A 25,695-nucleotide genomic window follows, 5' to 3' on the forward strand; every position below is an offset into this window, starting at 1 on the left:
CTCCTGTCGCGACGGCGGCATGGCGCCATCGGCAAAATACGATAAGAACAGCGTTAATTGGCGTTAATTCGACGGCGGCGGCGTACTGGTCGTCACCTGCGGCGGCGCCGGCATCACGGTCGCCGGACGCTGCTGTTCCATCGGCAGCGGCGGCGGCACCAGGTTCGTTGCCGGCGCGGGGGCCGGTGCCGGCGCGGGGGTGGCGGACACTGGCCCCGGCAAGGCCAGCGCCTTGTCGTCGGCCACCAGGTCGATGCGTTTGCTTACGCCGCCATCGCGCAGCAGCACGTGGCGCGCATGCACTTCCAGCACCGTCACGCCGGGCACCACCTCGGCGCCTTCCGGCAAGGCGACGGAGGGCTTACCATCGGTCGAGATGATGGCCACGCTGCCGCGGCCATTGCCGGCGGCGACCACGCCCTTGAGCTGATAATTGCTGGCCGTGGCCACGCTGACCTGGCCGCCGAACAGCGAGGCGCCCGCCTCCACGCTGGCATCCTGCACCACCGGTATGGCCGGTGGATTGATGGGGCGCTGCGGCGCCTTGAACAGCTGCATGGCCCAGTAGGCCAGCGACACGGACAGCGCCACGACGGCGAGCAAACTTGTAAATTGAGGCAAACGCTTCATGGCTTCCTTGGTTTTCTTATCTGACGAGCTGATTGATTTCGATAATCGGCATCAGCACGGCCAGCACGATCAGCAGCACCACCACGCCCATGGCCAGGATCAGGGCCGGCTCCAGCAGGCCCGCGATGGTCAGCGTGCGGCGCTCCAGGTCCTGCTCCTGCGCGCTGGCCGCGCGTTCCAGCATGGCCGGCAGCTCGCCCGTGATTTCGCCCGCGCGTATCATGTGGATCAGCATGGGCGGAAAATGCTTTTGCGCCGACAGCGCGCGCGCCAGGCTCACGCCTTCGCGCACGGCGCCGCTGGCATCGCTCACCAGTTCCTGCATCGCCACGTTGGTCAAGGTGTCGCGGCTGGTGTCGAGCGCGCGCAAGATAGGCACGCCGGAACCCGTGGTAATGGCCAGGGTGCTGGCAAAGCGCGCCGTATTCAGGCTGCGTTCGAACTTGCCGTACAAAGGCGCCGTCAGCAGCCAGGTATGCCAGCGCCGTTTCAATGCCGGCTGCTGCAGCGCGCGGCGCCAGGCGAACCAGGCGCCGGCGAGCGCAATGGCCACGACGATGCCGTAGTTGCGCACGAAGTCCGACAGCGCCAGCATGATCACGGTCAGCATGGGCAGCTTTTGCTTGGTATTGGCGAACACGGAGACGATCTGCGGCACCACATAGGTGAGCAGGAAAATCACGATGGAAAACGCCACCACCGTGACGATGGCCGGATACGTGAATGCCAGCTTGACCTTCTGCACCAGCGCATTGCGCCGCTCGATGTAGTCGGCCAGGCGCGAGAGCACGCGCGACAAATGGCCGATCTGTTCGCCCGACGCCACCAGCGCCCGGTAAATCTCGGCGAAATCGCGCGGATGGCGCGCCAGCACGTCGGAAAACGCGGCGCCGCCGATCACTTCCGAACGGATCGAGGCGATCAGGTCGCGCAGGTAGGGCCGCTCGGCCTGCTCCAGCAAGGCGGAAAACGCCTGCTCCAGCGGCAGGCCCGCTTCCAGCAAACTGGCCAGCTGGCGCGTAAACAGGGCCAGCTCGGTGCTCGACAGGCGCTCGCCGAAGCCGCGCCGTTTTGTCACGCCGGCGGCGTCGACCTGCGCGGCGATCGGTTCGACGGCCAGCGGCACCAGGCCTTGCACGCGCAGCTCGGCGCGCGCGGAACGGGGACTGTCGGCATTGAGCACACCCTTGCGGGTGGCGCCCTGGGCGTCGACGGCTTCATAGCGGAATGCGGGCATGGTGGCGGGCCTAGTCTTTGGTCACGCGCAGCAACTCGGCTTGCGTGGTGGTGCCGTCGCGCAGCCAGCGTTCGCCGTCGTCGCGCATGCTCGTCATGCCGTCCTGCAGGGCCACCGTGCGCACTTCCGCCTCCGACGCGCGGTTGTGGATCTGCGCGCGGATCTGCTCCGTCGTGCGCAGCAGCTCGTACACGCCGACGCGCCCCTGGTAGCCCGTCTGGCCGCACTGCTCGCAGCCGACCGCCTGCCAGTACTGCCCATCGAAGGTCTTGCACGAACCGCACAGCTTGCGCACCAGGCGCTGCGCCAGCACGCCCAGCAGGGACGACGACAGCAGGAACGGCTCGATGCCCATGTCGAGCAAGCGCGTGACGGCCGCCGAGGCGTCATTCGTATGCAGGGTCGCCAGCACCAGATGGCCCGTCAGCGACGCCTGCACGGCGATCTGCGCCGTTTCCAGGTCGCGGATCTCGCCGATCATGATCACATCGGGATCTTGCCGCAAAATCGCCCGCAGCGCCTTGGCAAAGGTCATGTCGATGCGCGGATTGACTTGCGTCTGGCCCACGCCGGCCAGGTCGTACTCGATCGGGTCTTCCACCGTCAGGATATTCGTCGTCGTGGCGTTGAGCATCGACAGCGCCGCATACAAGGTCGTCGTCTTGCCCGAGCCGGTGGGACCGGTGACGAGCACGATGCCGTGCGGCTGCGTGATCAGGCCATCGAACTGCGCCAGCATGGGCGCGCTCATGCCCAGGTGCTGCAGGTCGAGGCGGCCCGCTTCCTTGTCCAGCAAGCGCAATACGGCCCGTTCGCCATGCCCCGTGGGCAGGGTCGAGACGCGCACGTCGACGGGTTTGCCGCCCACGCGCAGGGTGATGCGGCCGTCCTGCGGCAGGCGTTTTTCCGCGATGTCGAGCTGCGCCATGATCTTGATGCGCGAGATCAGCGAGCCGTGGATGGCTTTGCGCGGACGCACCACGTCGCGCAGGCTGCCGTCGATGCGGAAGCGCACGACGGACGTTTGCTCGAACGGCTCGATATGGATGTCGGACGCGCCTTCGCGCAGCGCCTGCGTGAGCAGCGCGTTGATCATGCGGATGACGGGCGCGTCGTCGGACGATTCGAGCAAGTCCTCGATGGCCGGCACGTCCTGCAGCAGCTTGGTGAGATCGAGGTCGGCGTCGAATTCATCGGCCATCTGCGACGCATCGCCGCCGCCGCCCGCGTAGGCGCCGGCAATGGCCGCATCGAGCTCGCCGCGCGGCAGCACCGTCAATTGAATCTGGCCGAAACGGCGCGACACTTCGGCAATCGCCGCCGGCGCCGTCGATGCGGCCACCAGTACCTCGACGGGGGCGCCGTCCTGCGCGCCGGGCCGCGCCAGCAAGCCGAAATCGCGCGCGTAGGCGTAGGGAAGCAGATTGCTCATGACTGCCCCATCACTTCTGCTGCTGTTGCTGATACTGCTGCAGCAGCGGCTGCGGCGGCGTAGCGGCATTGGCCGGTGCGCCTGGCGGCGGCGTCGGTGCCGGCGGCACGGGGCGCGTCACCATGTTGCCGCCCACGGGCTGGCCATCCTGCAGGGCCGGCAGCACAGGCGTACCGAGGTCTTTCAGCATCAGGTTGCCCGTGGCCGGCACGGCGGCCGTCTCGGCCGAGCGCATGTAATCGTAGCGGTCGGCCGCCAGGCTGCCGCTCTGCTCCTTGTTGCGCACGATGACGGGGCGCAGGAAGATCATCAGATTGGTTTTCTTGCGCTCGCGCGTCTGGTACTTGAACAGGTTGCCCAGCACGGGAATGTCGCCCAGGCCGCGCACCTTCTCGGCATTGTCGCCCGTGCTGTCCTCGATCAGGCCGCCGAGCACGATGATCTGGCCATCGTCGGCCAGCACATTGTTTTCGATCACGCGGTTGTTGATGGTGATGCCGCTGACGGCCGACGCCGTGGATTTGTCCACGCTCGACGTCTCGTGATAGATGCCCAGCTTGATCGTGCCGCCTTCGGAAATCTGCGGACGCACCTTCAGGGTCAGGCCCACTTCCTTGCGGTCGATGGTCTGGAACGGATTCGTGTTGGTGCCGGCCGTGCTCGTGTACTGGCCCGTCAGGATAGGCACGTTCTGGCCCACCTTGATGGTCGCCAGCTCGTTGTCCAGGGTGATCAGGTTCGGCGTCGACAGGATGTTGGCGTTGCCGTCCGATTCCAGCGCATGCGCCACGGCGCCCAGGCCCAGCGCGCCGTTGATCTGTTTGAAGATGCCCAGGGTCAGGCCGCCCGTCGGCAAGACCTTGCCGCCGCCCGTGGCGATGGCGCCGATGTTGTTGGTGGTGCCGCTGGCGAACGACTGCAGCGCGCCCACGCGGTAGTTGCTGGTGCTGTCGCCGGAAAGCCCCAGCCACTGCACGCCGAATTCGGACGCCTTGGCCGACGTCACTTCGACGATCAGCGCCTCGATGTAGACCTGGGCGCGGCGCACGTCGAGCTGGTCGATCACGGCGCGCAGATTGCGGTAGACGGCTTCGTTGCAGGTCAGGATCAGGGTGTTGGTAGAAGCGTCGGCCTGGATGAAACCGGCCGCCCCGCCCGACGACAGCTGCTGCGGCCCGTTGCTCAGCGATGCACCGCCCGTGGTGCCGCTTTGCGTATTGCCGCCCAGGCCAGTGCTGTTCATGCCGCTGTTGTTCTGGCTGATCTGGTTGTTCGCATTCTGGTTGCCGACGCCCTGCTGCGCCGTGGCGGCCGTGCCGTCCGACGTCACCACCGAGCGCAGGGTCTGCGCCAGCTTGGTGGCGTCCGCATTTTTCAGGTACACCACGTGCACATTGCCCAGCTGCGTGGTGGGCTGGTCCAGCTTCGAGATCAGCGACTTGGCCAGGTTGGCGCGCGCCGCCGACGGCGCGCGCAGCACCAGCGAATTGGTGCGCGGGTCGGCCAGCACGGAGACCTTGCCCGCGTCTGCTCCTGCGGCGGCGCCCGCATTTCCGCCTTCCATCAGTTTGTTCACCATCGAGGCCAGGTCGGATGCGATGGCATAGCGCACGGGGATCACGTCCAGGTCCGTCGAGGCGGGCACGTCGAGCGCGGCGATGATCTTCGCCAGGCGCTTGAGGTTATCGGCGTAATCGGTGATCACCAGCGAGTTGTTGCCCGGGTTGGCGTTGATCGTGTTGTTCGGCGAAATCAGGGGGCGCAGCACGGCCAGCAGGTTGGCCGACGATTCGTAGTTCAGGTAAAACACCTGGGTAGCGATCTGGTCGCCCTTCACCTGGCTGCTGCCGTTGCCCACCTGGGTCGGCACCGATTGCAGCTTGGCGTCCGCTTCGGGCACAACCTTCGCATAGCCGTCGCCGGAGACCACCGCGTAGCCCTGCAGGCGCAGCGCGGAAGCCAGCAGCCCGAAGGCTTGCGATTTGCTGATCGATTTTTCCGACACCAGGGTGATCGTGCCCTTGACGCGCGGGTCGATGACGAAATTGATGTTGGTGTAATGGCCCACCGCCTTGATCACCGATTCGATGTCGGCGCCGACGAAATTGAGCGCCGCCTCATCGCCGGGCGCGGCCCAGACGGGCGCTGGCATGCCGGCCACGGAACAGCACAGCAAGGCGGCGGCCGACAGGCGGCGCAGCGAGAAGGAGGAGGTAATTGGGCTCACGGATGGTTTTTTCATTGTCTGAACTCTAAGGCGATGATGTTTTTTTCGCTATTGCTACGGCGCTGTCCCAGCAAATTCAACAAACTCGCCAAGGTCTCTTCATATCCTGCTGCGGCCTGGGCCTGGCCGGAAAACTGCATGCGCCCCTGTTGCAGGCTGCCGCTGCCGTCAAGCAGCAGCGGTCCCTTGATGGAGCGCAAGGTCAACGTCGCCTGCTGCCCCTGCCAATCGAAATCGAGCTCGTAGCTGCCCAGCGGACGCAAGGACGACAGGCGCGAGGCCATGTCCGTCATCTGCAGGGTGGTACGGCCGATGGCGGAAAACTGCCGCTGCTCCAGGGCCAGCTGCAAGGTGCTCCACGACAGGCGCATGCTGCCCGTCGGCGCCACGGTATTTAACGGCGCACCGAGACCGCCGAGGCCATCGGCCGGCAGCAGCAGGGCTGCCGGGCTGACTTGCCAGTGCGACCACGAGCCGCGCAGGTTCACCGGCTGCGACAGCGCCTGCGGGTTTTGCAGTTCCACGTCCGCCGATCCCCACAGCACCGAGGGAGAAATGCGCCAGCTGAAACGCCCCGGCAGCAGGGGCGTCACGGCGCCGTTCGCACTGGCCGCCCCGCCGATAAAGGCCGAGCCGCGCCACAGGGTACCTTGCGCGTCGCCCAAGGTCAAACGTCCGCCCGTCTGCTTTTCCACGATGCCAGCGACCCAGCTGGCCGGGAAAAACACCAGCAGGGTGACGCAGACGCTGACGATGATGGCCAGCAGCCAGCCAAGCAGGCGCATCATCGTGCCGCGCCCGGGCTCTGGTGCAGGGTCAGGCTGGCGTCGACCAGGCCAGCCACCGCCTTGTCCTGCACCGTCTGCGCCGTGATCTTCGCTTCCTGCACGGCGATGCGGCCTTCGCGGCGCAAGCCGTCCAGCCACAGCATGACGCTGGCGAACGGCACGCCGTTCAACTGCACGCGCGCATACTCTCCCGTCAGCGACAGCGATTGCGGCGCCAGACCGCGCGCCTTGAGCGAGGCGTCGAGGCTTTCGCGGCTCATGGGTGCCACCTGCACGGGCGCCTGGCGCGCCAGCTCGCCCGCTTCACGCGCCAGCGCCTGCAGCTGGGCCGCGTTCTGGCGCAGCTCGGGCAAGCTCTTTTGCAAGGCGATGCGGCCCGTCCAGGCCGGCTCGAAAAACACGGCGTAGACGAGGGTCAGCCCCGCCACCACGCCGCCGATGCTCAAGAGCTTGCGCTCCTGCTGCGTGCGCTCGGCCCAGAAGGCCTGCACGGCCTGCTGCCGCCCCATCCACGCGGCGCGCGCCTTGTTCACTGCTGCACTCATGCTTTTGCTCCCGTGACCGGCGTGATTTTCCACACGCCAGGCGCCGTTTCATTCAAGGCCAGCTTGCGCGCGGCCAGACCGTCGCGCACCTGCGCCTGGGCGCTGGCGTCGACCATGTCCGGCTTCAGCTTGACGATCAGGCTGCGCTCGCGGTATTCCAGCGAGGCCACCACGCCGCGTCCGGCCAGGCCGCCCAGCGCCTCGCCCAGGGCCGCGCTCATGCTGGTGAAGTCATCCATGCTTGCCTGCCCGCTTTGCAGGCGGGCGGCGGCGATATTGCGCCGCATCTGCTCCGCTTCCAGCCCATACACGGGCGCTTCGTTCGGATACGCGGCCTTGAAGGTTTGCTGCATCGAGGTGCGCACGGTGGCGGCCTCGCGCTTCAAGCGCATCCATTCGATATTCATGCCGGCCAGGTTGACGACCACGGCCAGCAGCGCCAAGCGCAGCGGCCAGCGCCAGCGCCGCCACTCGGTGGCCGATCCCGTCGCCGTGCCCAGCGCAGGCGCCAGGTCCAGTCCCGCGCCCCTGGCGCCGGCGATCCAGTGCGCCCAGTGGTCGGATTCCACCGTCACGCCATCCATGTCGGCGGCCAGCTGTTGATACTGCGCCAACTCGGCCTGCGCCACATAGACCGTCAGGGGCACGTCGCCGGCAAACGCGCGCGTCGTCAGCAGCGCCTGCTGCGGCTGGGCCGGCAAGACCAGGCCCAGGCCCTCTTGCGGCGCCTGGCGCAAGGCCAGTTCCAGGCCGTCGCCGGCCGCGTGCAAGGATGCCGTCACGCTGCCCGGCTGCAAGGGCAGGCACAGCTGCGAAGGCAGCAGCGCCACCTTGCGCGCGCCCTGCGCCAGCAAGGCTTTCACGAGTACCTCGGCCCAGGCGCGCTGCGCCACGGCCACCGTGCGCATGCCGGACGCGTCGGGCACGCCGGCGGCCAGCAGGCAATCCTGGGCGTCGCCGAGGATGTGTTCTTCCACCAGTCCCGGCAAGGCCGCGCGCAGACGGGCGCCGGCCAGCGGCGGGGTTTTCAGGCGCAGCAGGGTCACGTCGGCCGCCGCCAGCAGCAGCACCACCTGCTTCGCGCCGGCGATCAGCTGGCCCAGGCTGCCCAGCGGCGCGCTGCCCTGCTGCAGCAAGGCGCCGCCGTCGCCGGCCAGCACGAAGGAGCAGGCGGGCGCGCTGTCGGTGGACGCCTTGGCCGGGTGACGGATATACAGTATTGTCAAAGTGACTCGCTTTCAGCTGTTAATTTTCCCGCAGCCAGACCAGGCTGGTGGTGCGTTGCGGATCCGTTTTTCGATTGACGAGCGCCACGGCATCGAGGGCGGCACGGTCCAGCCGCACGCGGATGACGGTAAGGAAGTAGCGGCTCTTCACGTCAAGCTCGACACCCTCAATCAGTGCAGCATTAATATTATTCTGGAAATTTAACTTATCGACAAACTTTTTACGCGGATTGCTCAAGGTCAGGGCACTGGCCTCGGACAAGGACATCATCGTCACGGCCGCCAGCACCTCGGCCGGCGCCGTATTCACGTTCACGGGCGTGAGCTCCGGCAGGACGATGACGAAGTCGCGCAGCTTCTCGATGGCCTGCGGCGTATAGCCGGGCACGGCCAGCAAATCCTCGACCTGCGTGAACGCCACCGGTTCGCTGCCGCCGCCCGTGGCGGGCTTGGCGGCGGGCGTCTTGCCGTCGGCGCCGCTGTCGGCGGTGCGTGGTTTCGGCCGCGCGCGCAGCACGGCATCTGCCGTCGCCTGCGCCAGGGAACTATCGAGCTGCAAGTTAGCCAGCAAGCGCTGGTACGCCTGCACGTTGGGCTGGCTGACGATGCCCGTCGCGGTGGCCAGGTTGGTGATATTGAAACGCGCCTGCGCATCGAGCGCGCGGCCCGAGACGGTGGCGTCGAATTTCTCCGTGTCGACCTTTTCGCGGTCCACGTAATCGTCGAGCCGCGCTTCCTCGATGGGTGTGGCCCAGACGCCATCGAGCGCCGTCAGCATGGGATTGTCCTGGCGCAGCCAGAAGCGGGCGAAGTCGACCATGCCGCGCATGGCCCACTGCGTCTGCAGGCGCAGGCGCTGGTTTTCCATCGAACGCACCTGCACCTGCTGCTGCCAGAACAGGCTGGCGACGACGGTGATGGCCAGCGCCGTCAGCAGCAAGGCCGTGATGACGGCCACGCCGCGCTGGCGCGCGGGGCGAATGAACGGCTTCATCCCGGCCCCAATAAAAAGACTTTGGACAGGCCCGCATCCTGGCCCGGCATCTGCAGGGTCACTTCCAGGCCCGGCACTTGCGTGGAGATGGTGGCGCCCGCCGTCAGCACGTTCCAGGCGCCATTGTTCCAGCCGCGCATGACCATGCTGTCGACGCCGCGCATCAGGGTCACGTCGGCGCTGGAGGTATCGGTATCGTCGCGCGCCGCCTGCCACAGGGTGTCGAGCACGGCCAGGTCGCGCGTGCCGTTCGACTCGCGCCGCGTCAGCACGCCGCCGCGCAGGCGGTAAGTGACCACTTGCAACTGCTGCGGCTCCTGCTCCGACGCGGCCAGGCGCACCAGGGTCAGGCGGTCGGTCTCGGCTGTCAGGTTGGTGCGGCCATTCAGCAGATTGTTGTTCTGGCCGGCGCCGGCCAGGTGGTCGCAATCGCTCTGCATCTGGGCAAACGCCAGCTGCATGCCGCGCGCCTGCTCGAGCTGGCTGGTCAGCACTTCGCGCGAACGCATGATGCTGTCCAGGCCGCGCCAGCCCAGCACGGCGACCATGGCCAGGATGCCGATCGCCACGAGCAGCTCGATCAGCGTGAAACCGTCAGCAGGAACAGGGCGGCGCGCCATCAGTCGTTAAAGGAAAGCAAGACCAGGCGCACGATGCGCCGGGCCGGGTATTGCACGTCATATACGTTCACGCGCACCTGGCGGATGCGGGGATTCGGCGTGGCCACCACTTCTTCCTCGCAGATGAGTTTTAAGTCGCCCTGCGGGCAATCGACCGTGCGCTTGCCCGTCTGCGGGAACGTCTTCGCCAGGCGCAGGCGCACCAGGTGGTTTTCCGCCGACCAGGTGGCCATCATGGCGCTGCGCAAGCCGTCGCTGTTCTGCGTCAGGCTGCCGACGGCGCGCAGCGAGGCGCCCAGGGCCGTGCCGACGATGACGAGGGCGACCAGTACTTCCAGCAAGGTGAAGCCGCGCTGGCGGCGAAACGAGCGCCGCATCATTGCTCGACCGTGAAGTGGCCGATGCCGTCGGCGCGGATGGCCACGCTGCGCTCGCCGCTGGCCAGGGTCAGCACAAAAGGCTTGTCGACCGGTTCACGGCCGAAGATGATGCGCAGCGGCTGGGCCACGCTGCTCGACGGCTGCACGCTGAGCAGCATGGGGGTATTCGCAAACGCGCGCTCGCGCAGCAAATCGTCCTGCGTCACGGGTTGCCACAGCTTTTCATTGAGGACCAGGAAACGGTATTGATTTTCGTCCGCCTCGAACGCCACTTGCCGGCTGCGCACGATGGCTTCATCGCGCGCCAGCTGCAGCAGCAGGGCGATGCGCTCGGCTTCCTTTTGCAGCGCCTGCTGGCCGTTCGGCATGGCATTCAGCGACACCAGGCCCAGGGTGACGCCGATGATGACCATCACCACCAGCAACTCGATCAGCGTGAAGCCGCTGGCGCGTGGCCGGGGCAGTGCGCGACCGGTGGTCATGGCAGGCATGCAATGGAAAACTTACAGTTCCCAGGAACCGATATCGGCATCGTCCCCGCTACCGCCAGGCTGGCCGTCGGCGCCCAGCGAGATCAGGTCAACTTCGCCCTTCACGCCCGGCGACAGGTACTGGTAAGGATTGCCCCATGGATCTTTCGGCATCTTTTCCAGATAGCCGCCCGCTTTCCAGCCATTCGCGGCCGGTCCCGTGGTCGGTTTTTCGATCAGCGCCTGCAAGCCCTGCTCGGTGGTCGGGTAGCGCTGGTTATCCAGGCGATACAGTTTCAAGGCTTGCATCACGGTGGCGATGTCGACTTTCGCCGCCGCCACTTTCGACTCGCCCGTGCGGGCGATCAGCTTGGGCACCACCAGCGAGGCAAGGATGCCCATGATCACCACCACGACCATGATTTCGATCAAAGTGAAGCCGCGCGCGCGGCGCTGGCGTATCGGATGGTTTGCTGCGTTTTGCATATGAAAGAGAGAAGAAGGTGAGTAATGAGAGCAGAGTATAAAGCGGAAATATGACAAAGCCTGTCATATGGGGAAAAATTTGTGCGGCGGCCGTCAGGCGGGCAAGACCACTTCGCCGCAAACGGCGCAGCCGGGGTCGCGCGCGACGCGCATGCTGCTCCATTCCATGTGCAAGCCGTCGAGCAGCAGCAGGCGCCCGGCCAAGGATTCGCCCGCGCCCATGATCAGTTTCAAGGCCTCGGCCGCCTGCATGGCGCCCACCACGCCCACCAGCGGCGCGAACACGCCCATGGTCGAGCACGCCTCGTCCGTGAACTGCTGCTCCTGCGGAAACAGGCAGGAATAACAGGGTTGCGTGCCCGTGCGCGGGTCGAACACGCTCACTTGCCCGTCGAAACGGATCACGGCGCCCGACACCAGCGGTACCCTCGCCGCCAAGCAGGCGCGGTTGACGGCGTGGCGCGTGGCGAAGTTGTCGGTGCAGTCGAGCACCACCGTGCTGGAGCAGACCAGTTCGGCCAGGCGCGCGCCATCGAGGCGCTCCTGCAAGGCGATGATGGCTATCTCGGGATTGATGCCGGTCAAGGTTTCGCGCGCCGACAGCACTTTCGGCTGGCCCACGCGGGCCGTCGTGTGGGCGATCTGGCGCTGCAGATTGGTCAGATCGACCGTATCGTCATCGACCAGGGTCAGCTTGCCGACGCCGCTGGCAGCCAGGTACATGGCCGCGGGCGAACCGAGCCCGCCCGCGCCGATCACCAGCACATGCGCATCGAGCAAGGCTTGCTGGCCTTCGATGCCGATCTCGTCTAACAGGATGTGGCGCGAGTAGCGCAGCAGTTGGGCGTCGTTCATGGCGGCGACTACGGTTTGCGCACAGGAATCTTCTTGTCATCGGCCTTGATGTCGGAAGCGATTTCCGGCTTGGCGCCGATCTTCTCCACCTTCGGGTCCACCTTGGCCAGCTGCACCGGCAAGCCCTGGAAGTGGTTCAGGGCTTGTTGCAGCTGGAAATCATCCTTGGCGCCGTATTCGAGCGGCTTGCGCTTTTTCGCCGTGGCGATCAGGCGCTGCTCTTCTTCCAGCTGATCCTGCATGCCTTCCATGGTCGGCTTGGCCGCTTCCGGCTTGCCATCGTCGCTGCTCAGGTGTTTTTCCAGGTCCGCCTCGCGCACGCGCAGGCTGTTCCAGCCGTCGCCTTCGGCCGTTTCATCGACCAGCAAGTCGGGCACGATGCCGCGCGCCTGGATGGCGCGGCCTTTCGGCGTGTAGTAGCGGGCCGTCGTCAGCTTGACGGCCGTGTCGGCCGTGATCTGGCGCAAGGTTTGCACGGAACCCTTGCCGAACGTCTGCGTGCCGATGACGGTGGCGCGCTGGTAATCCTGCAAGGCGCCGGCGACGATTTCCGAGGCGGACGCGGAACCGGCATTGACCAGCACCACCAGCGGCACGGTTTTCAGCGCGGCCGGCAGCTTGGCCAGCGGGTCGGCCTTGGCGCCCGGCGGCGCATAGAATTCACGGCGGCCATAAAACACCTGTTTCGATTCCGGCAACTGGCCCTTGGTGGACACGATCACGGAATTCCCCGGAAGAAATGCCGTCGCCACGCCGATCGCCCCCGGCACGACGCCGCCGGGATCATTGCGCAAGTCCAGCACCAGGCCTTTGAGCTTGGGGTCTTGCGCATACAGCGCGTTGATCTTTTTGACCATGTCATCGACGGTCGGTTCCTGGAACTGGGCGATGCGCAGCCAGGCATAGCCGGGCGCGACCATCTTGGCCTTCACGCTTTGCACGCGGATTTCCTCGCGCACGATGGGGAAGACCAGCGGCTTGCTTTCGCCCTTGCGCGACATCGTCAGCACCAGCTTGCTGCCCGGCTGGCCGCGCATCTTCTTGATGACTTCTTCCAGCTGCATGCCCTTCAGCGGCAGATTGTCGAGACGGGTGATGAAATCGCCCGCCAGGATGCCGGCCTTGGCGGCGGGGCTGTCTTCGATGGGCGAGACGACTTTCACATAGCCGTCTTCCATGCTCACTTCGATGCCGATGCCGACAAACTTGCCCTGCACGCTTTCGCGCATTTCCTTGAAGGCATTTTTATCGAGGTAGACGGAATGCGGGTCCAGCGAGGACACCATGCCGGAAATGGCTTCCGTCAAGAGTTTCTTGTCTTCCACCTTCTCGACGTAATCGGTCTTGATCAGGCCGAAGACGTCGGACAGCTGGCGCAGCTCGTCGAGCGGCAGCGGGGCATTCGTGATTTTCTGCGCCACGGCCGGGAACTGCAGCGACATGCCGATGCCGGCCAGTACGCCCAGACCGATCAGGCCGATACTTTTGACTTTGATACCCATGTATTCTTCGCAATCTACAATTTTGCTGCCGCAGCAATGGTGGGAACTTAAAACTTCACCCAGGTGGCGGGGTCGAAGGCGCGGCCCTGATGACGCAATTCAAAGTATAGCCCTGATTCCTCGTTGCCGCCGCTGTTGCCCGCGCTGGCAATGGCGTCGCCGCCCTTGACGGCATCGCCCACGCGTTTCAGCAAGGATTGGTTATTGCCATAAATACTCATGTACTGGCCGCCATGGTCGACGATGATCAAATTGCCGAAACCGCGCAGCCAGTCGGAAAACACGACGCGGCCGCCGGCGATGGCGTGGATTTCGCTGCCTTCGCCCGTGCGGATGAACACGCCCTTCCAGCTGGGGCCGTCACCGCGCTTGCTGCCGAAGCGGGCGGCGATCTTGCCCGCCACAGGCGCGCGCAGCTGCCCCTTCATGCTGGCAAAGGCACCGGCCGGCGCGGCCGGGCCCAGGCTTGGGCGTTCCGGCTCCGGTTCCGGCTTCGGTTCGGGCTTGGGTGCCACCTTGGCCACTTGCGGCGGCTCGTCGTCGTCGATCGGTTCGAGCTTCACGGGCGGCGGTGGCGGCGTCTGCGGCTTGATCTTGCCCGATTTGTTTTGTTGCTCTTTCGCAATGCGTTCGCGTTCGGCCTGCGCCTGGGCCGCCTTGGCGCGCGCGGCCAGCAGGCGTTCGCGTTTTTCCGCGGCAATCTTGGCGTCGGCGGCCGCTTTCGCGGCGGCGCGCTGCTCGGCCAGCAATTGCTGGCGTTTCTTTTCGGCCGCGGCGGCCGCGGCTTGCTCTTCGATCAGTTTCGCCAGCTTGTCGACCAGGTTGCCCATGCGCTGTTCGTCGCGCTCGACATTGCCCACTTCCTTGCGCTGCGCCACCAGGCGCTGCGACAAACTCGTCAGCAAGGCGGCGCGGCGCGCCTTCTCCTGCACCAGCAAAGCCTTCTGGTCGCGCTCTTCCTGTGCGATTTCTTCCAGCTCGTCCTTGGCGTTTTGCACGTCCGCCTGGTTTTTCTCCACGGCCAGCAAGTTGGCGCGCAAGGCATCGAGCAGGCGCGCCTGCGCCTGCGACACATAGGCCATCAGTTGCAGGTCGCGGTTGATGCGGTTCGGGTTATCGCCCGACAAGAGCAGCTTGATGCGGTCTTCGTTGCCGGCGACATATTGTTCACGCAGCAACTTTGACAGCTGCGTCTTTTGTTTCTCGACGGTGGCCGTCAGCTGCTGGTGCTCCTGCCCCAGCGCCGTCAGCTTCACGCCCGTCTCGCTTTGTTCCTGCGCCAGGTCGCGCAAGGCGCGGTTGGCGTTGGAAATGGCCTCTTCCGACTCGGCCAGGGTATCGGCCGCGTCATCCTTGGCGCTTTCCGTGCGGCTGATGTCGCGCTTGAGCGCCGTCAGCTTTTGTTGCAATCCAGCACGTTGTGCTTCCGCGGCCGCTTTCTGCTTGCTGCGTTCGGTGGGCTTGGCACCCTGCGCGGCACCGCTCGACAAGAGCAGCGCTGCGCACAGCATGGCGCCGGCGCGCCACGCCGGCAGGGGTCGTTCAGCAGAGGGGGCGATCGCTGTGCCGCGGAAGAAAGACAACAAGTTACTTGGCCTTCCCTTGGTTCGCCACGGCAGCTTGCGCTGCCGCAATCGCTGCCGGGTCGCCCAGGTAGTAATGACGGATCGGTTTCAGGTCGGCATCCAGTTCATACACGAGCGGCTGGCCGTTCGGGATGTTCAGGCCGACGATATCGCTGTCGCTGATGCCATCGAGCATCTTGATCAGGGCGCGCAGGCTGTTGCCGTGGGCCGAAATGATGATTTTCTTGCCGGCGCGGATGGCCGGGGCGATTTCCTCATCCCAGGCCGGCATCACGCGCGCCACGGTGTCTTTCAGGCATTCGGTCAGCGGGATAGCCGCTTTCGGCAAGCCGGCATAGCGCGGGTCGTTGTACGAGGCACGGTCGTCGTTCGCTTCCAGCGGCGGCGGCGGCGTGTCGTAGCTGCGGCGCCACACCAGTACTTGCTCGTCGCCATACTTGGCGGCTGTCTCGCCTTTGTCCAGGCCTTGCAGGGCGCCGTAGTGACGCTCGTTCAAGCGCCAGTCGTTCTTGATCGGCAAATACATCATGTCCATCTCGTCGAGCGCCAGCCACAGGGTGCGGATGGCGCGCTTCAGGACGGAAGTGTAGGCCACGTCGAACGTAAAACCTTCCTGCTTGAGGATCTGGCCGGCGGCCTTGGCTTCGTTGACGCCCTTTTCCGTCAGATCGACGTCGGTCCAGCCGGTAAAGCGGTTATCGAGGTTCCAGGTGGACTCGCCGTGACGCATGAAAACGATTTTGTACATAGTTCTATCTTCTCAAGGGGTTCAAATCAAAAAAGCAAAACGTAAAAAGACCTCGTCCAGCTTCTATTTTATAATGCGCGGATTGACTTAAACCATTGGACCCTACGTGAAATTCATTATCGACCACATTTTTCTGTTTGCCATCGTCATTATTTCCGGCGGCGCCCTCCTCTGGCCACTGCTGTCGATGCGCGGCAAGCGCGCGACCGTGCTGGAAGTCACGCAACTGATCAACCGTGGCAAGACCATCATCGTCGATGTGCGCAGCGCGGAAGAATTCGCTACGGGCCACTTGCCTGACGCAAAAAATATTCCGCTGCCGGAACTGGCAAAACGCATGGGCGAGCTGGAAAAATTCAAAACGCGCCCCATTGTAGTGGTTTGCCAGAAAGGTTCGCGTTCGGCAACCGCCGTCGGCCTGCTGGGCAAAGCCGGTTTCGCTGAGGCAACAAGCCTGGAAGGCGGCCTCGACGAATGGAAAAAGCAGGGTTTGCCATTGAAAACCCTGTCGCTGGCGAAGTAAGCCGGCATTTAACTAGAAGGAATCATCATGACCGTCCCCGTAATTGTGTATAGCACCGCCGTGTGCCCGTATTGCGTACGCGCCGAGCGCCTGTTGGAAGCCAAGGGCGTCGCCGTGCAAAAGATCCGCGTCGACCTCGACCCGGAAGAGCGCATCAAGATGATGGAACGCACGGGCCGGCGCACGGTGCCGCAAATCTATGTGGGCGACACCCACGTGGGCGGATTCGACGATTTGTATGCGCTTGATCAAGCTGGCAAGCTCGACCCCTTGTTAAATGGCACGGCAGCCTGATATAAAGCGGGTTCGAGAAATTGCTTGGTTTTTTGTCGTATTGTTTTGATACAATTGCCCTCGCACCTGATCTGGCCGCGCCTATCCGGCGCGGTTTGAATACCGCAAGCACCATATTTGAACGGTGTGCCGTTCTTGTCCTTTACAACGAAAGCGTTCCATGTCTGACGAAAACCTGCAACCAGTCTTCCAAATCCAACGCGTCTACCTGAAAGACATGTCGCTGGAACAACCAAATTCCCCAGCTATTTTCCTGGAACAAGAAGCGCCAGCGATCGAAGTAGCTCTGGACGTGGGCGCTGCACCTCTGGCCGACGGCATCTTCGAAGCCACCGTGACCATCACCGTCACCGCCAAAGTCGGCGATAAAGTCGCTTTCCTGGTCGAAGGCAAGCAAGCCGGTATCTTCGAAGCACGCAATATTCCTGCCGATCAACTCGATCCGCTGCTGGGAATCGGCTGCCCGAACATCATCTACCCTTACCTGCGCGCCAACATCGCCGACGTGATCACCCGTGCCGGCTTCCCGCCAGTGCACCTGGCCGAGATCAACTTCGAAGTGTTCTACCAACAACGTCTGCAAGCTATTGCTGACGCCGCTGCAGCAGCACCAGCAGCCAGCGAAACGCACTAAGCTCTTGCAAGACCCCGCCGGCCGTCAAGGCTGGCCTGACACGGCGGCCTGGCCGCCGTGTTTCGTTAAGGTTCAAAATATCATGTTGAAAAGTGCGCTCTTGAGCAAGTTCCGCTGGATGGCCGGCGCCGTACTGTTGCTGGCGACCGCCGCCAGCCACGCCGTCGATTTCAAGACGGTGGGCGCGACCCCCGTCATCCTGTATGACGCGCCGTCCTCAAAGGGCGGCAAGCTGTACGTGGCGCCGCGCGGCATGCCGCTGGAAGTCGTGCTCAGCTACGGCGACTGGGTCAAGGTGCGCGACGCCAGCGGCGAAATGGCCTGGACGGAAGCCAAGGGCTTGTCCGCCAAGCGCAACGTCGTGGCGCGCGCCGCGAACCTCAAGGTGCGCGCCAGCCCCGACGACACCGCCTCCGCCATCATCCTCGTCGACAAGGGCGTGCTGCTGGAAATGAGCGAGCAACCGAGCTCCGGCTGGGTCAAAGTGCGCCACAAGGATGGCCAGAGCGGCTACGTCAAGACCAGCGAAGTGTGGGGCCTGTAAGCCCCGCCCTGCGCACCGGGCGACCGGCCCGGGCGCCGCACCCGTTTCTTCCGCCCCACTGAGGTTGCATGCAAGTTTCTCCAGATACATCTCCCGCCGCCAAGGCCCTGCCCCGCAAGATCACCATCCTCGGCGCCGGCGCCTGGGGCACGGCCGTGGCCATGGCCCAGGCCGGCCGCCACGACGTGCTGCTGTGGGGCCGCAACGGCGAGGCCATGGCCACCATGGCCGCCAGCGGTGAAAACAGTTATTTGCCGGGCTTCCCTTTGCCGCCGCAGCTGCGCATCAGCGCCGATTTCGACGCCGCCGTCGCGCATGCCGGCGGCGAACATGGCCTCCTGATCGCCGCCTGCCCCGTGGCGGGCTTGCGGCCCATGCTGCATCAGCTGAAAGACAAGGCCATCGGCAGCCTGGTGTGGCTATGCAAGGGGTTTGAAGGCGGCACGGGCTTGCTGCCGCACCAGATCGTGCAGGAAGTGCTGGGCGACAATATCCCCGGCGGCGCCCTGTCCGGTCCCTCGTTCGCGCAGGAAGTGGCGCGCGGCTTGCCATGCGCGCTGACCATCGCCTCGCACAGCGCCACCTTGCGCGGCGCCGTCGTCTCGGCCTTGCATGGCGGCACCATCCGCGTGTATGCGAGCGAAGACCTGGTAGGCGTGGAAGTGGGCGGCGCCGTCAAGAACGTGCTGGCGATTGCCACCGGCGTGGCCGACGGCCTGGGCCTGGGTTTGAATGCGCGCGCCGCGCTGATCACGCGTGGGCTGGCGGAAATCACGCGCCTGGGCACGGCCCTGGGCGGTCAGGCGGAAACGTTCATGGGCTTGACGGGCATGGGCGACTTGATTCTCACCTGCACGGGCGACCTGTCGCGCAACCGCCGGGTCGGCCTGGGCCTGGCGCAAGGCAAAGCCCTCGATACCATCGTGGCCGAACTCGGTCACGTGGCCGAAGGCGTGCCGTGCGCCAAGGCCGTACGCGAACTGGCGCGCCGCATGGGCGTCGACATGCCGATCACCAATGCGGTGGCCGGCGTGCTGTTCGATGGCGATTTGCCGCACGTGATGGTGCAGCAGTTGCTGTCGCGCGATCCGCGCGCCGAGGCGGCCTGAGCCACTAGGGGGAAGCTAGCACCCCGCCTTGTGCATGAGTATGGTCAGCAATAATAGACTGTCTGCGCGCGCTTCCAGCGCGTGCGCCTGGCCGCCGAGCAGGTACAGCATCTGCCCCGGCCCCAGCAGGTGCTCGCCGCCATGCGCCGTCACCGCCACCTGCCCTTGCAGGCACAGCAAGGTGATTTCACCGAGCACATGATGCTCGGGCATGGTCTTGCCCTTGGGCATGCACATGCGGATCAATTCCAGTTCATCCGTCCTGGCCAGCGCGATGGCGGAAAACTGCGACAGGTCGTCGCCATCCCTGCGCAGCACCTCGATCACCTGTCCTGAACTTGCGTGCTCCAGTGCCATCATGTGCTCCTTCGGCAATTACTCGGTGACTTCCTCCGGCTCTTTCGCGCCGCGCATCCACTCGACCAGCGGCCACGCATCCTTCAAGCCTTCCGCCAGGGTCGGCAGCAGTTTCTCGGGTTCATTGACGGGCAGCGGCACTTCGGTCCAGACAAAAAAGCTCTTCAGCTTGATGAATTCGATATGTTCGGCATCCGCCTCAAAGCCTTTGGGCGGGCGCTGCAGCTTGCCCTCGTTCTGGATGGTGCCGAAACGGGCCTTCAAGCGCTTATTTTTCAGCACTTTGGAAAAACCTGGCGCGTCGTTGACCATGTGTTCGCGCAGCGCCTTCAGGCGGCCCGGCGGCGGCATGTATTCGCCGGCGCCGAACAGCAGGTTGCCCTGGCCATCGATCTGCAGATAATACGTGGGACCGCCCGCCTTGCTGGGACGGCGCATGTCGTTCGGCGCGATGGCGGCCGAAAAACGCGTTTTATAGGGGCTCTTGTCGTGCGCGAAACGTACGTCGCGGTTGATGCGGAACAAGGCCTTCTTCGGATTGCAGTATTTCACGGCCGGATCGAACTTGCCCAGCTCACCGATCAGCGACGTCACCAAGGCGAGGAATTCCTCGCGCAGGATGTCGTAGCGGGGCTTGTTCATGACAAACCAGGGACGGTTGTTGTTGTCGCTCAGTTCACGTAAAAATTGGGTCAAATCACGCACATGCATGTGTCAAATTCCGATCAGCAACTATTTGGAAAGCTCTTTCGGGATGGGGCGCTTGCCCACCATCACGTCGAGTGCCGCTTCGCGATTCTTGCGCAGCACCGTCATTTTAGCTTTTTCGCCGGGCGGCAGTTGGGCGATCAGGTTGAGCATTTCCGTCGTGTCGCCGACGGGCTTGCCTTGCACCGTCAGCAGGATATCGCCGGGCACAATGCCCGCCTTGTCGGCCGGGCCGTTGCGCACCACGCCGGCGATGATGGCGCCGCTGGTGCGCTGCAGGTTGAAGCTTTGCGCCAGCTCGGGCGTGATGTCCTGCGTTTCCACGCCGATCCAGCCGCGCACCACGTGGCCATCCTTGATGATGGCTTCCATCACCGTTTTGGCCGTCGAAACGGGAATGGCGAAGCCGATGCCGACGGAGCCGCCGCTTTGCGAGTAAATCGCCGTATTGATGCCGATCAAGTTGCCGCGCGTATCGACCAGGGCGCCGCCCGAGTTGCCGAAGTTAATCGCCGCATCCGTCTGGATGAAGTTTTCAAAGCTGTTGATGTGCAGGTTGTTGCGGCCCAGGGCGGAGATGATGCCCATGGTCACCGTCTGGCCCACGCCGAACGGGTTGCCGATGGCCAGCACCACGTCGCCCACGCGCGCCAGTTCCGACTGGCCCAGCACGATGACGGGCAGCTTGTCGAGGTTGATCTTGATCACGGCCAGGTCCGTTTCCGGGTCCAGGCCCACCACCTTGGCGGGCGCCTTGCGGCCATCCGTGAGCACCACTTCGATTTCGTCGGCGCCTTCGACCACGTGGTTGTTGGTCAGCACATAGCCTTCATGGCTGACGATGACGCCCGAGCCGAGGCTGTTTTTCAAGTCCTCGTCATCCTCGCCGTCCGGGTCGCGGTCGCCGAAGAAACGTTTAAAGAAGGGATCGCGCGCCAGCGGATGGGCGCCGCGCTTGGGCACTTGCAGGGTGAGGATGTTGACGACGGCGGGCATGGCGCGCGCCGCCGCGTCGCGGTAGGAACCGGGCGCCAGGCTGCTCGACGCCGTTTCCACCACGGGCACCGGCTTGGCGGGAGAACCCAGCTGCTGTACCCGGCTGGCCGGGCGCAGCGCGCCGTACACAAAGTACAGCGCCAACGCGATCGTCACGGTTTGCGCAAACAATAACCAGAATCGTCGCATACAGTTCTCTGCCCAGGTCAGCCGGCCGGTGCCGGAACGACTTATTTTGCCAGATTGTTGCTGTTGCGTGCGTTCTGCTGCAGGGAGTCGCGGATTTCACGCAGCAGCACGATGTCTTCCGGCGTGGCCGGTGCCGGGGCTGGCGCGACCGGTTCGCTGCGGCGGGCCTTGTTCATCAGGCGCACCATCTGGAAGATGATAAAAGCCAGAATGATGAAGTTGAGCAAAATGGTGAGGAAGTTACCGTAGGCCAGCACGGCGCCCGCTTTTTTCGCTTCCACCAAGGTCATGGTCGTCGCCTGGCCATTCAGGGGCAGATAGTAATTGGCGAAATCGAGGCCGCCGAAAATACGGCCGATGGGCGGCATGATCACGTCTTGTACCAGAGAATCGACAATCTTGCCGAAGGCGCCACCGATAATGACACCGACCGCCAGATCGACGACGTTGCCTTTCATTGCAAATTCTTTAAATTCCTTCATCATTGCCATGAATTTCTCCTTCGGATATGTATAAAAAACATGCCGATCATACTATTGATTCCCAGTGCCACCAACTTGTGGTTGCCGGCAGGACCAATTCGTGCACAGCCGAGCGCATCTAGTTCGAAAGAACTAGCCACCTCCTGCAAAAGTATATAAATTATGGTACAAGCAACGTTTTTGTTTTATTCGTTGTTTGCTTCACTTATAATTTGCGGTTGCCAGAAGTGGCTTTTTCACTTCCGGATAATCAACAAGAAACTGGCACGGGCTGCGCCATAGTCCGAAGTTCCGCAGGGATGTTGCCACTTTACCGTACAAAGATGCGGGTTGCGGCAATCAGTGGGATAGAGCTTCGGCGACGGGTTTTTCGCGGCTGCCACTCATAATAAAGATTCGCATTTTGACTGATTGGGGTTTGCATGAGTAACGAAAAGCAGGTCGATTCAGGCCGTCGCGGCTTGCTCGTCGCCACGTGCGCGGCGGGCAGTGTAGTTGGATTGGCAACCGCGGGAGCCTTGGTAAGCACCTTCCAGCCGTCGGAGCGCGCGAAAGCGGCTGGCGCGCCGGTCGAAGTAGACATCACCACCTTGCAACCCGGCGAAATGCGCACCGTCGAATGGCGCGGCAAGCCGGTCTGGATCCTGAAGCGCACGCCGGAAATGATCGCGTCGCTTAAAAAGACCGACGGCAAAGTCGCCGACGCCAATTCCCAGCGCAATCCCGCCGAATTCACGCCGGAATACTGCATGAACGAGGCGCGTTCGATCAAGCCTGAAATTCTCGTCGCCGTCGGCATCTGCACCCATCTGGGCTGCTCCCCTTCCTCGAAATTTGCCCCCGGCCCGCAACCGTCGCTGCCCGATGACTGGGAAGGCGGCTTCCTGTGCCCTTGCCACGGCTCCACCTTCGACATGGCAGGCCGCGTGTTCAAGAACAAGCCGGCGCCGGACAACCTGCAAGTGCCGCGCCATATGTACCTGAGCGACACCAAATTGCTGATAGGTAAAGACGAGAAAGGCGAGGCTTGATCATGGCTGCTTTCAAAGAAACGAAATTTCCGGCAGACGCTCCCGCCACCGAAAAAGCGCTGGGCTGGGTCGATGACCGCTTTCCCCTGACCAAGCTGTGGAATGACCAATGGGGCAAGTACTACGCCCCGAAAAACTTCAATTTCTGGTACATCTTCGGCTCGCTGGCCATGCTGGTGCTGGTCTTGCAGATCGTCACCGGCATCTTCCTGACCATGCACTACAAACCGGATGCGGCCCTGGCCTTCAATTCCGTCGAGTACATCATGCGCGAAGTGCCGTGGGGCTGGCTGGTGCGCTACATGCACTCGACGGGCGCCTCGGCCTTCTTCATCATCGTCTACCTGCACATGACGCGCGGCCTGCTGTACGGTTCGTACCGCAAGCCACGTGAACTGATCTGGCTGTTCGGTTTCGCCATCTTCCTGTGCCTGATGGCCGAAGCGTTCTTCGGCTACCTGCTGCCATGGGGCCAGATGTCGTACTGGGGCGCACAAGTGATCGTCAACCTGTTCGGCGCCATCCCGTTCATCGGCCCTGACCTGTCGTTGTGGATCCGCGGCGACTACGTGGTGTCCGACGCCACCCTGAACCGCTTCTTCGCCTTCCACGTGATCGCCATCCCGCTGGTACTGCTGGGCTTGGTTGCAGCGCACTTGATCGCCCTGCATGAAGTCGGCTCGAGCAATCCGGACGGCATCGAAGTGAAGGAAAACCTGGGCGCCGATGGCCACCCCGTCGATTCGATCCCTTCGCATCCTTACTACACCGTGCACGACCTGTTCGGCGTCTCGATCTTCCTCGTCATTTTCAGCGCCGTCGTCTTCTTCGCGCCGGAAATGGGCGGTTACTTCCTGGAATACAACAACTTCCTGCCGGGCGACTCGCTGAAAACCCCGCTGCACATCGCGCCAACCTGGTACTTCACGCCGTTCTACTCGGTGCTGCGTGCCACCACGGCCGACTTCATGTACGTGCTGATGGGTGCCGTGGCCGCCTACGTGGTGTTCATCTGGCTCAAGTCGCGCCTGTCGACGACGGTCAAGTCCATCATCGCCGGCATCGCCATCGTCGCCATCATCGGCATGCTGCCGCAGGTGCTCGATGCGAAATTCTGGGGCGTGGTGTTCTTCGGCGGTTCCGTCGTGATCCTGGCGTTCCTGCCATGGCTCGACCATTCGCCCGTGAAATCGATCCGCTACCGTCCGAACTGGCACAAATATGTGTACGCCATCTTCGGCCTGTCGTTCCTGATCCTCGGCTACCTCGGTACCCAGCCGCCAACGGACTTCAGAACCATCGTGTCGCAAGTGTGCACCCTGATTTACTTCAGCTTCTTCCTGCTGATGCCATGGTGGAGTGCCATGGGCAAGTTCAAGACCGTGCCGTCGCGTGTGACGTTTCACCCGCACTAAGCCGCTCTCACGCCACGCTCAAAGGACATACATCATATGAAGATTGCAAAAAAACTGCTCGCCATCCTGGCACTCGTGCCCGCCATGGCTCTCGCCAGCGAAGGCGGCTTTCCGCTGGACAAGGCGCCTGACCGCCAGACCAACATGGCAGCGCTGCAACATGGCGCCAAATTGTTCGTCAATTATTGCTTGAATTGCCACGCCGCCGTGTCGATGCGCTACAACCGCCTGCGCGACCTGGGCTTGACGGAAGACCAGATCAAGCAGAATCTGTTGTTCTCCGGTGATAAAGTCGGCGACTTGATGACGACCAGCCTGGCGCCGCAGGATGCCAAGGCCTTCTTTGGCGTCGTACCGCCGGATTTGTCGGTAATTTCGCGCGCGAAATCATCTTCCGCTGGCACAGGCGGCGACTACCTGTATACTTACCTGCGTACGTTCTATAAAGACGACACTCGTCCGACCGGCTGGAACAATATGGTCGTGCCGAATGTTGCCATGCCGCATGTATTATGGGAATTGCAAGGTGTCCAGACTGCCAAGTTCGTGGAAGAGAACGATCCGCACGAAGCTGGCAAGAAGATCCACAAATTTACCGGCTTCGAGCAGGTCAAGCCAGGTACGTTGAACAAGATCGAGTACGACAATGCGGTAGCCGACCTGGTCGGCTACATGGAGTGGATGGCCGAACCGGCACAGCAGACACGCAAGCGCCTGGGCGTTTGGGTACTGCTGTTCCTGTCGGTCTTTGCTCTGCTGGCATGGCGCCTTAACGCGTCGTTCTGGAAGGAAGTCAAATAAGTGAGGCGCCGGCCTTAGGCCGGTTTATGCCTGTTTCTGCGTTGTCCGCATGAGTGGACAAGCGACCTGGGGTGAGCCGTTCGCGGCTTCACCCCCTTTGTTTCTAAGGAACTATAAAAAATGATGGTTCTCTATTCGGGTACAACCTGCCCATTTTCGCAACGCTGCCGCCTGGTCCTGTTTGAAAAAGGCATGGACTTCGAAGTGCGCGACGTCGACCTGTTCAACAAACCGGAAGACATTTCGACCATGAACCCGTATGGCCAGGTGCCCATCCTGGTCGAACGCGAACTGATCCTGTATGAATCGAACATCATCAACGAGTACATCGATGAGCGCTTCCCGCATCCGCAGCTGATGCCGGCCGATCCGCTGATGCGTGCCCGCGCGCGCCTGATGCTGTTCAATTTCGAGAAAGAACTGTTCGTGCACGTGCACGTGCTGGAAAGCGAACGCGCCAAGAGCAACGACAAGGCCCACGACAAGGCACGCGCGGAAATCCGCGACCGCCTGACGACCCTGGCGCCGCTGTTCCTGAAAAACAAGTACATGCTGGGCGACGAATTCTCGATGCTCGACGTGGCCGTCGCGCCGCTGCTGTGGCGCCTGGACCACTACGGCATCGAACTGTCGAAGACGGCTGCACCGCTGATGAAATACGCCGAACGCATCTTCTCGCGTCCTGCCTACATCGAAGCACTGACGCCATCCGAAAAAGTCATGCGCCGCTAAAAGATATCCCCATAAAGCTGCTGCGCAGCCCGCTCTCGACTCGGCGTTACCCGCCGTACTGAAGTACGGCTGCGTTACTCAAGCCGATATCGGGCTTGCTCGCGACGCTTTCTGGGGCATCTTGGGCCACGTGTTAAAGTTGTTTTTAGCGCTG

Annotated in this window: 29 protein-coding genes; 9 read left to right on the plus strand and 20 right to left on the minus strand. The window is 63.4% G+C overall.

Features of this window, described 5'->3' with window-relative positions:
- Positions 1 to 63: 63 nt before the first annotated feature.
- The 16 genes from AC1RBA_RS12905 to gpmA form a co-directional block, all read right to left on the minus strand.
- The gene (locus AC1RBA_RS12905) at positions 64 to 630 is read right to left on the minus strand and encodes a type II secretion system protein N (protein ID WP_492402381.1); all 567 of its coding nucleotides are present in this window, start codon (positions 628 to 630) and stop codon (positions 64 to 66) included.
- Positions 631 to 646: 16 nt separating this feature from the next.
- Positions 647 to 1,867 (minus strand): type II secretion system inner membrane protein GspF, encoded by a 1,221-nt coding sequence (gene gspF / locus AC1RBA_RS12910; RefSeq protein WP_492418512.1) that lies wholly within the window; start codon positions 1,865 to 1,867, stop codon positions 647 to 649.
- Between the two features lie 10 nt (positions 1,868 to 1,877).
- Positions 1,878 to 3,299, minus strand: a complete 1,422-nt coding sequence (gene gspE, locus AC1RBA_RS12915) for a type II secretion system ATPase GspE (protein WP_492418514.1) — start codon at positions 3,297 to 3,299, stop codon at positions 1,878 to 1,880.
- A 10-nt stretch (positions 3,300 to 3,309) separates the two neighbouring features.
- Complete coding sequence (gspD, locus tag AC1RBA_RS12920) at positions 3,310 to 5,541, minus strand: type II secretion system secretin GspD (RefSeq protein WP_492418516.1); 2,232 nt, start codon at positions 5,539 to 5,541, stop codon at positions 3,310 to 3,312.
- The gene (locus AC1RBA_RS12925; RefSeq protein ID WP_070313033.1) at positions 5,538 to 6,314 is read right to left on the minus strand and encodes a type II secretion system protein N; all 777 of its coding nucleotides are present in this window, start codon (positions 6,312 to 6,314) and stop codon (positions 5,538 to 5,540) included. The genes gspD and AC1RBA_RS12925 overlap by 4 nt, the downstream gene beginning before the upstream one ends.
- Entirely contained in the window at positions 6,311 to 6,859 is a 549-nt protein-coding gene (locus tag AC1RBA_RS12930; protein ID WP_492418518.1) for a type II secretion system protein M, read from the minus strand. The genes AC1RBA_RS12925 and AC1RBA_RS12930 overlap by 4 nt, the downstream gene beginning before the upstream one ends.
- Positions 6,856 to 8,085 (minus strand): type II secretion system protein GspL, encoded by a 1,230-nt coding sequence (gene gspL / locus AC1RBA_RS12935; protein ID WP_492418520.1) that lies wholly within the window; start codon positions 8,083 to 8,085, stop codon positions 6,856 to 6,858. Before gspL ends, AC1RBA_RS12930 begins: the two co-directional genes overlap by 4 nt.
- Positions 8,086 to 8,104: 19 nt before the next feature.
- Positions 8,105 to 9,079: a type II secretion system minor pseudopilin GspK gene (gene gspK, locus AC1RBA_RS12940; protein WP_070289479.1), complete on the minus strand. Its 975-nt coding sequence runs from the start codon at positions 9,077 to 9,079 to the stop codon at positions 8,105 to 8,107.
- Complete coding sequence (locus tag AC1RBA_RS12945; RefSeq protein ID WP_070289478.1) at positions 9,076 to 9,699, minus strand: PulJ/GspJ family protein; 624 nt, start codon at positions 9,697 to 9,699, stop codon at positions 9,076 to 9,078. Before AC1RBA_RS12945 ends, gspK begins: the two co-directional genes overlap by 4 nt.
- A complete protein-coding gene (gene gspI, locus AC1RBA_RS12950; RefSeq protein WP_070289523.1) occupies positions 9,699 to 10,076 on the minus strand; it encodes a type II secretion system minor pseudopilin GspI in 378 nt (125 codons plus the stop codon). The genes AC1RBA_RS12945 and gspI overlap by 1 nt, the downstream gene beginning before the upstream one ends.
- Entirely contained in the window at positions 10,076 to 10,570 is a 495-nt protein-coding gene (locus AC1RBA_RS12955) for a GspH/FimT family pseudopilin (protein WP_051991350.1), read from the minus strand. Before AC1RBA_RS12955 ends, gspI begins: the two co-directional genes overlap by 1 nt.
- 12 nt (positions 10,571 to 10,582) lie before the next feature.
- A complete protein-coding gene (gspG, locus tag AC1RBA_RS12960) occupies positions 10,583 to 11,035 on the minus strand; it encodes a type II secretion system major pseudopilin GspG (protein ID WP_070220887.1) in 453 nt (150 codons plus the stop codon).
- A gap of 93 nt (positions 11,036 to 11,128) precedes the next feature.
- Complete coding sequence (locus AC1RBA_RS12965; protein ID WP_492418522.1) at positions 11,129 to 11,890, minus strand: HesA/MoeB/ThiF family protein; 762 nt, start codon at positions 11,888 to 11,890, stop codon at positions 11,129 to 11,131.
- Positions 11,891 to 11,898: 8 nt separating this feature from the next.
- The gene (locus AC1RBA_RS12970) at positions 11,899 to 13,392 is read right to left on the minus strand and encodes a S41 family peptidase (RefSeq protein WP_121670870.1); all 1,494 of its coding nucleotides are present in this window, start codon (positions 13,390 to 13,392) and stop codon (positions 11,899 to 11,901) included.
- A gap of 47 nt (positions 13,393 to 13,439) precedes the next feature.
- On the minus strand, positions 13,440 to 14,903 hold the full coding sequence (locus tag AC1RBA_RS12975; RefSeq protein WP_492418797.1) for a murein hydrolase activator EnvC family protein: 1,464 nt from the start codon (positions 14,901 to 14,903) through the stop codon (positions 13,440 to 13,442).
- 76 nt (positions 14,904 to 14,979) lie between these two features.
- On the minus strand, positions 14,980 to 15,726 hold the full coding sequence (gpmA, locus tag AC1RBA_RS12980) for a 2,3-diphosphoglycerate-dependent phosphoglycerate mutase (protein ID WP_070313039.1): 747 nt from the start codon (positions 15,724 to 15,726) through the stop codon (positions 14,980 to 14,982).
- A gap of 106 nt (positions 15,727 to 15,832) precedes the next feature.
- On the opposite strand from gpmA, the gene AC1RBA_RS12985 reads away from it, so the two are divergent.
- From AC1RBA_RS12985 to AC1RBA_RS13005, 5 genes are all read left to right on the plus strand, one after another.
- Positions 15,833 to 16,249, plus strand: a complete 417-nt coding sequence (locus tag AC1RBA_RS12985; protein WP_070220898.1) for a rhodanese-like domain-containing protein — start codon at positions 15,833 to 15,835, stop codon at positions 16,247 to 16,249.
- A gap of 27 nt (positions 16,250 to 16,276) precedes the next feature.
- Positions 16,277 to 16,543, plus strand: a complete 267-nt coding sequence (grxC, locus tag AC1RBA_RS12990) for a glutaredoxin 3 (RefSeq protein ID WP_070220900.1) — start codon at positions 16,277 to 16,279, stop codon at positions 16,541 to 16,543.
- Positions 16,544 to 16,703: 160 nt separating this feature from the next.
- Positions 16,704 to 17,177, plus strand: a complete 474-nt coding sequence (gene secB / locus AC1RBA_RS12995) for a protein-export chaperone SecB (RefSeq protein WP_010394167.1) — start codon at positions 16,704 to 16,706, stop codon at positions 17,175 to 17,177.
- 82 nt (positions 17,178 to 17,259) lie between these two features.
- Positions 17,260 to 17,721 carry an SH3 domain-containing protein gene (locus AC1RBA_RS13000; protein WP_070223762.1) on the plus strand — a complete coding sequence of 154 codons (462 nt, stop codon included), beginning with the start codon at positions 17,260 to 17,262 and terminating at the stop codon, positions 17,719 to 17,721.
- A gap of 68 nt (positions 17,722 to 17,789) precedes the next feature.
- On the plus strand, positions 17,790 to 18,830 hold the full coding sequence (locus AC1RBA_RS13005; protein ID WP_492418525.1) for an NAD(P)H-dependent glycerol-3-phosphate dehydrogenase: 1,041 nt from the start codon (positions 17,790 to 17,792) through the stop codon (positions 18,828 to 18,830).
- Positions 18,831 to 18,845: 15 nt separating this feature from the next.
- On the opposite strand, the gene AC1RBA_RS13010 is transcribed toward AC1RBA_RS13005, so the two are convergent.
- The 4 genes from AC1RBA_RS13010 to mscL are packed head-to-tail and all read right to left on the minus strand — an operon-like array spanning position 18,846 to position 21,571.
- Positions 18,846 to 19,190: a cupin domain-containing protein gene (locus AC1RBA_RS13010; RefSeq protein ID WP_492418527.1), complete on the minus strand. Its 345-nt coding sequence runs from the start codon at positions 19,188 to 19,190 to the stop codon at positions 18,846 to 18,848.
- 15 nt (positions 19,191 to 19,205) lie between these two features.
- Complete coding sequence (locus tag AC1RBA_RS13015) at positions 19,206 to 19,898, minus strand: DUF2461 domain-containing protein (RefSeq protein WP_070289472.1); 693 nt, start codon at positions 19,896 to 19,898, stop codon at positions 19,206 to 19,208.
- Positions 19,899 to 19,919: 21 nt separating this feature from the next.
- On the minus strand, positions 19,920 to 21,080 hold the full coding sequence (locus AC1RBA_RS13020; RefSeq protein WP_071650259.1) for a Do family serine endopeptidase: 1,161 nt from the start codon (positions 21,078 to 21,080) through the stop codon (positions 19,920 to 19,922).
- A 41-nt stretch (positions 21,081 to 21,121) separates the two neighbouring features.
- Positions 21,122 to 21,571: a large conductance mechanosensitive channel protein MscL gene (gene mscL, locus AC1RBA_RS13025; RefSeq protein WP_070223752.1), complete on the minus strand. Its 450-nt coding sequence runs from the start codon at positions 21,569 to 21,571 to the stop codon at positions 21,122 to 21,124.
- A gap of 413 nt (positions 21,572 to 21,984) precedes the next feature.
- Between mscL and petA the strand changes: the two genes are divergently transcribed.
- From petA to AC1RBA_RS13045, 4 genes are all read left to right on the plus strand, one after another.
- Positions 21,985 to 22,593, plus strand: coding sequence for a ubiquinol-cytochrome c reductase iron-sulfur subunit (gene petA / locus AC1RBA_RS13030; RefSeq protein WP_034753009.1), 609 nt, complete (start codon positions 21,985 to 21,987; stop codon positions 22,591 to 22,593).
- A 2-nt stretch (positions 22,594 to 22,595) separates the two neighbouring features.
- On the plus strand, positions 22,596 to 24,008 hold the full coding sequence (locus AC1RBA_RS13035; protein WP_492418529.1) for a cytochrome b: 1,413 nt from the start codon (positions 22,596 to 22,598) through the stop codon (positions 24,006 to 24,008).
- A gap of 36 nt (positions 24,009 to 24,044) precedes the next feature.
- On the plus strand, positions 24,045 to 24,809 hold the full coding sequence (locus tag AC1RBA_RS13040) for a cytochrome c1 (protein ID WP_070223750.1): 765 nt from the start codon (positions 24,045 to 24,047) through the stop codon (positions 24,807 to 24,809).
- 120 nt (positions 24,810 to 24,929) lie between these two features.
- Entirely contained in the window at positions 24,930 to 25,541 is a 612-nt protein-coding gene (locus AC1RBA_RS13045) for a glutathione S-transferase N-terminal domain-containing protein (protein WP_010394154.1), read from the plus strand.
- Positions 25,542 to 25,695: the final 154 nt, after the last annotated feature.

Source organism: Janthinobacterium sp. GW823-FHT03B06 (assembly GCF_058796955.1).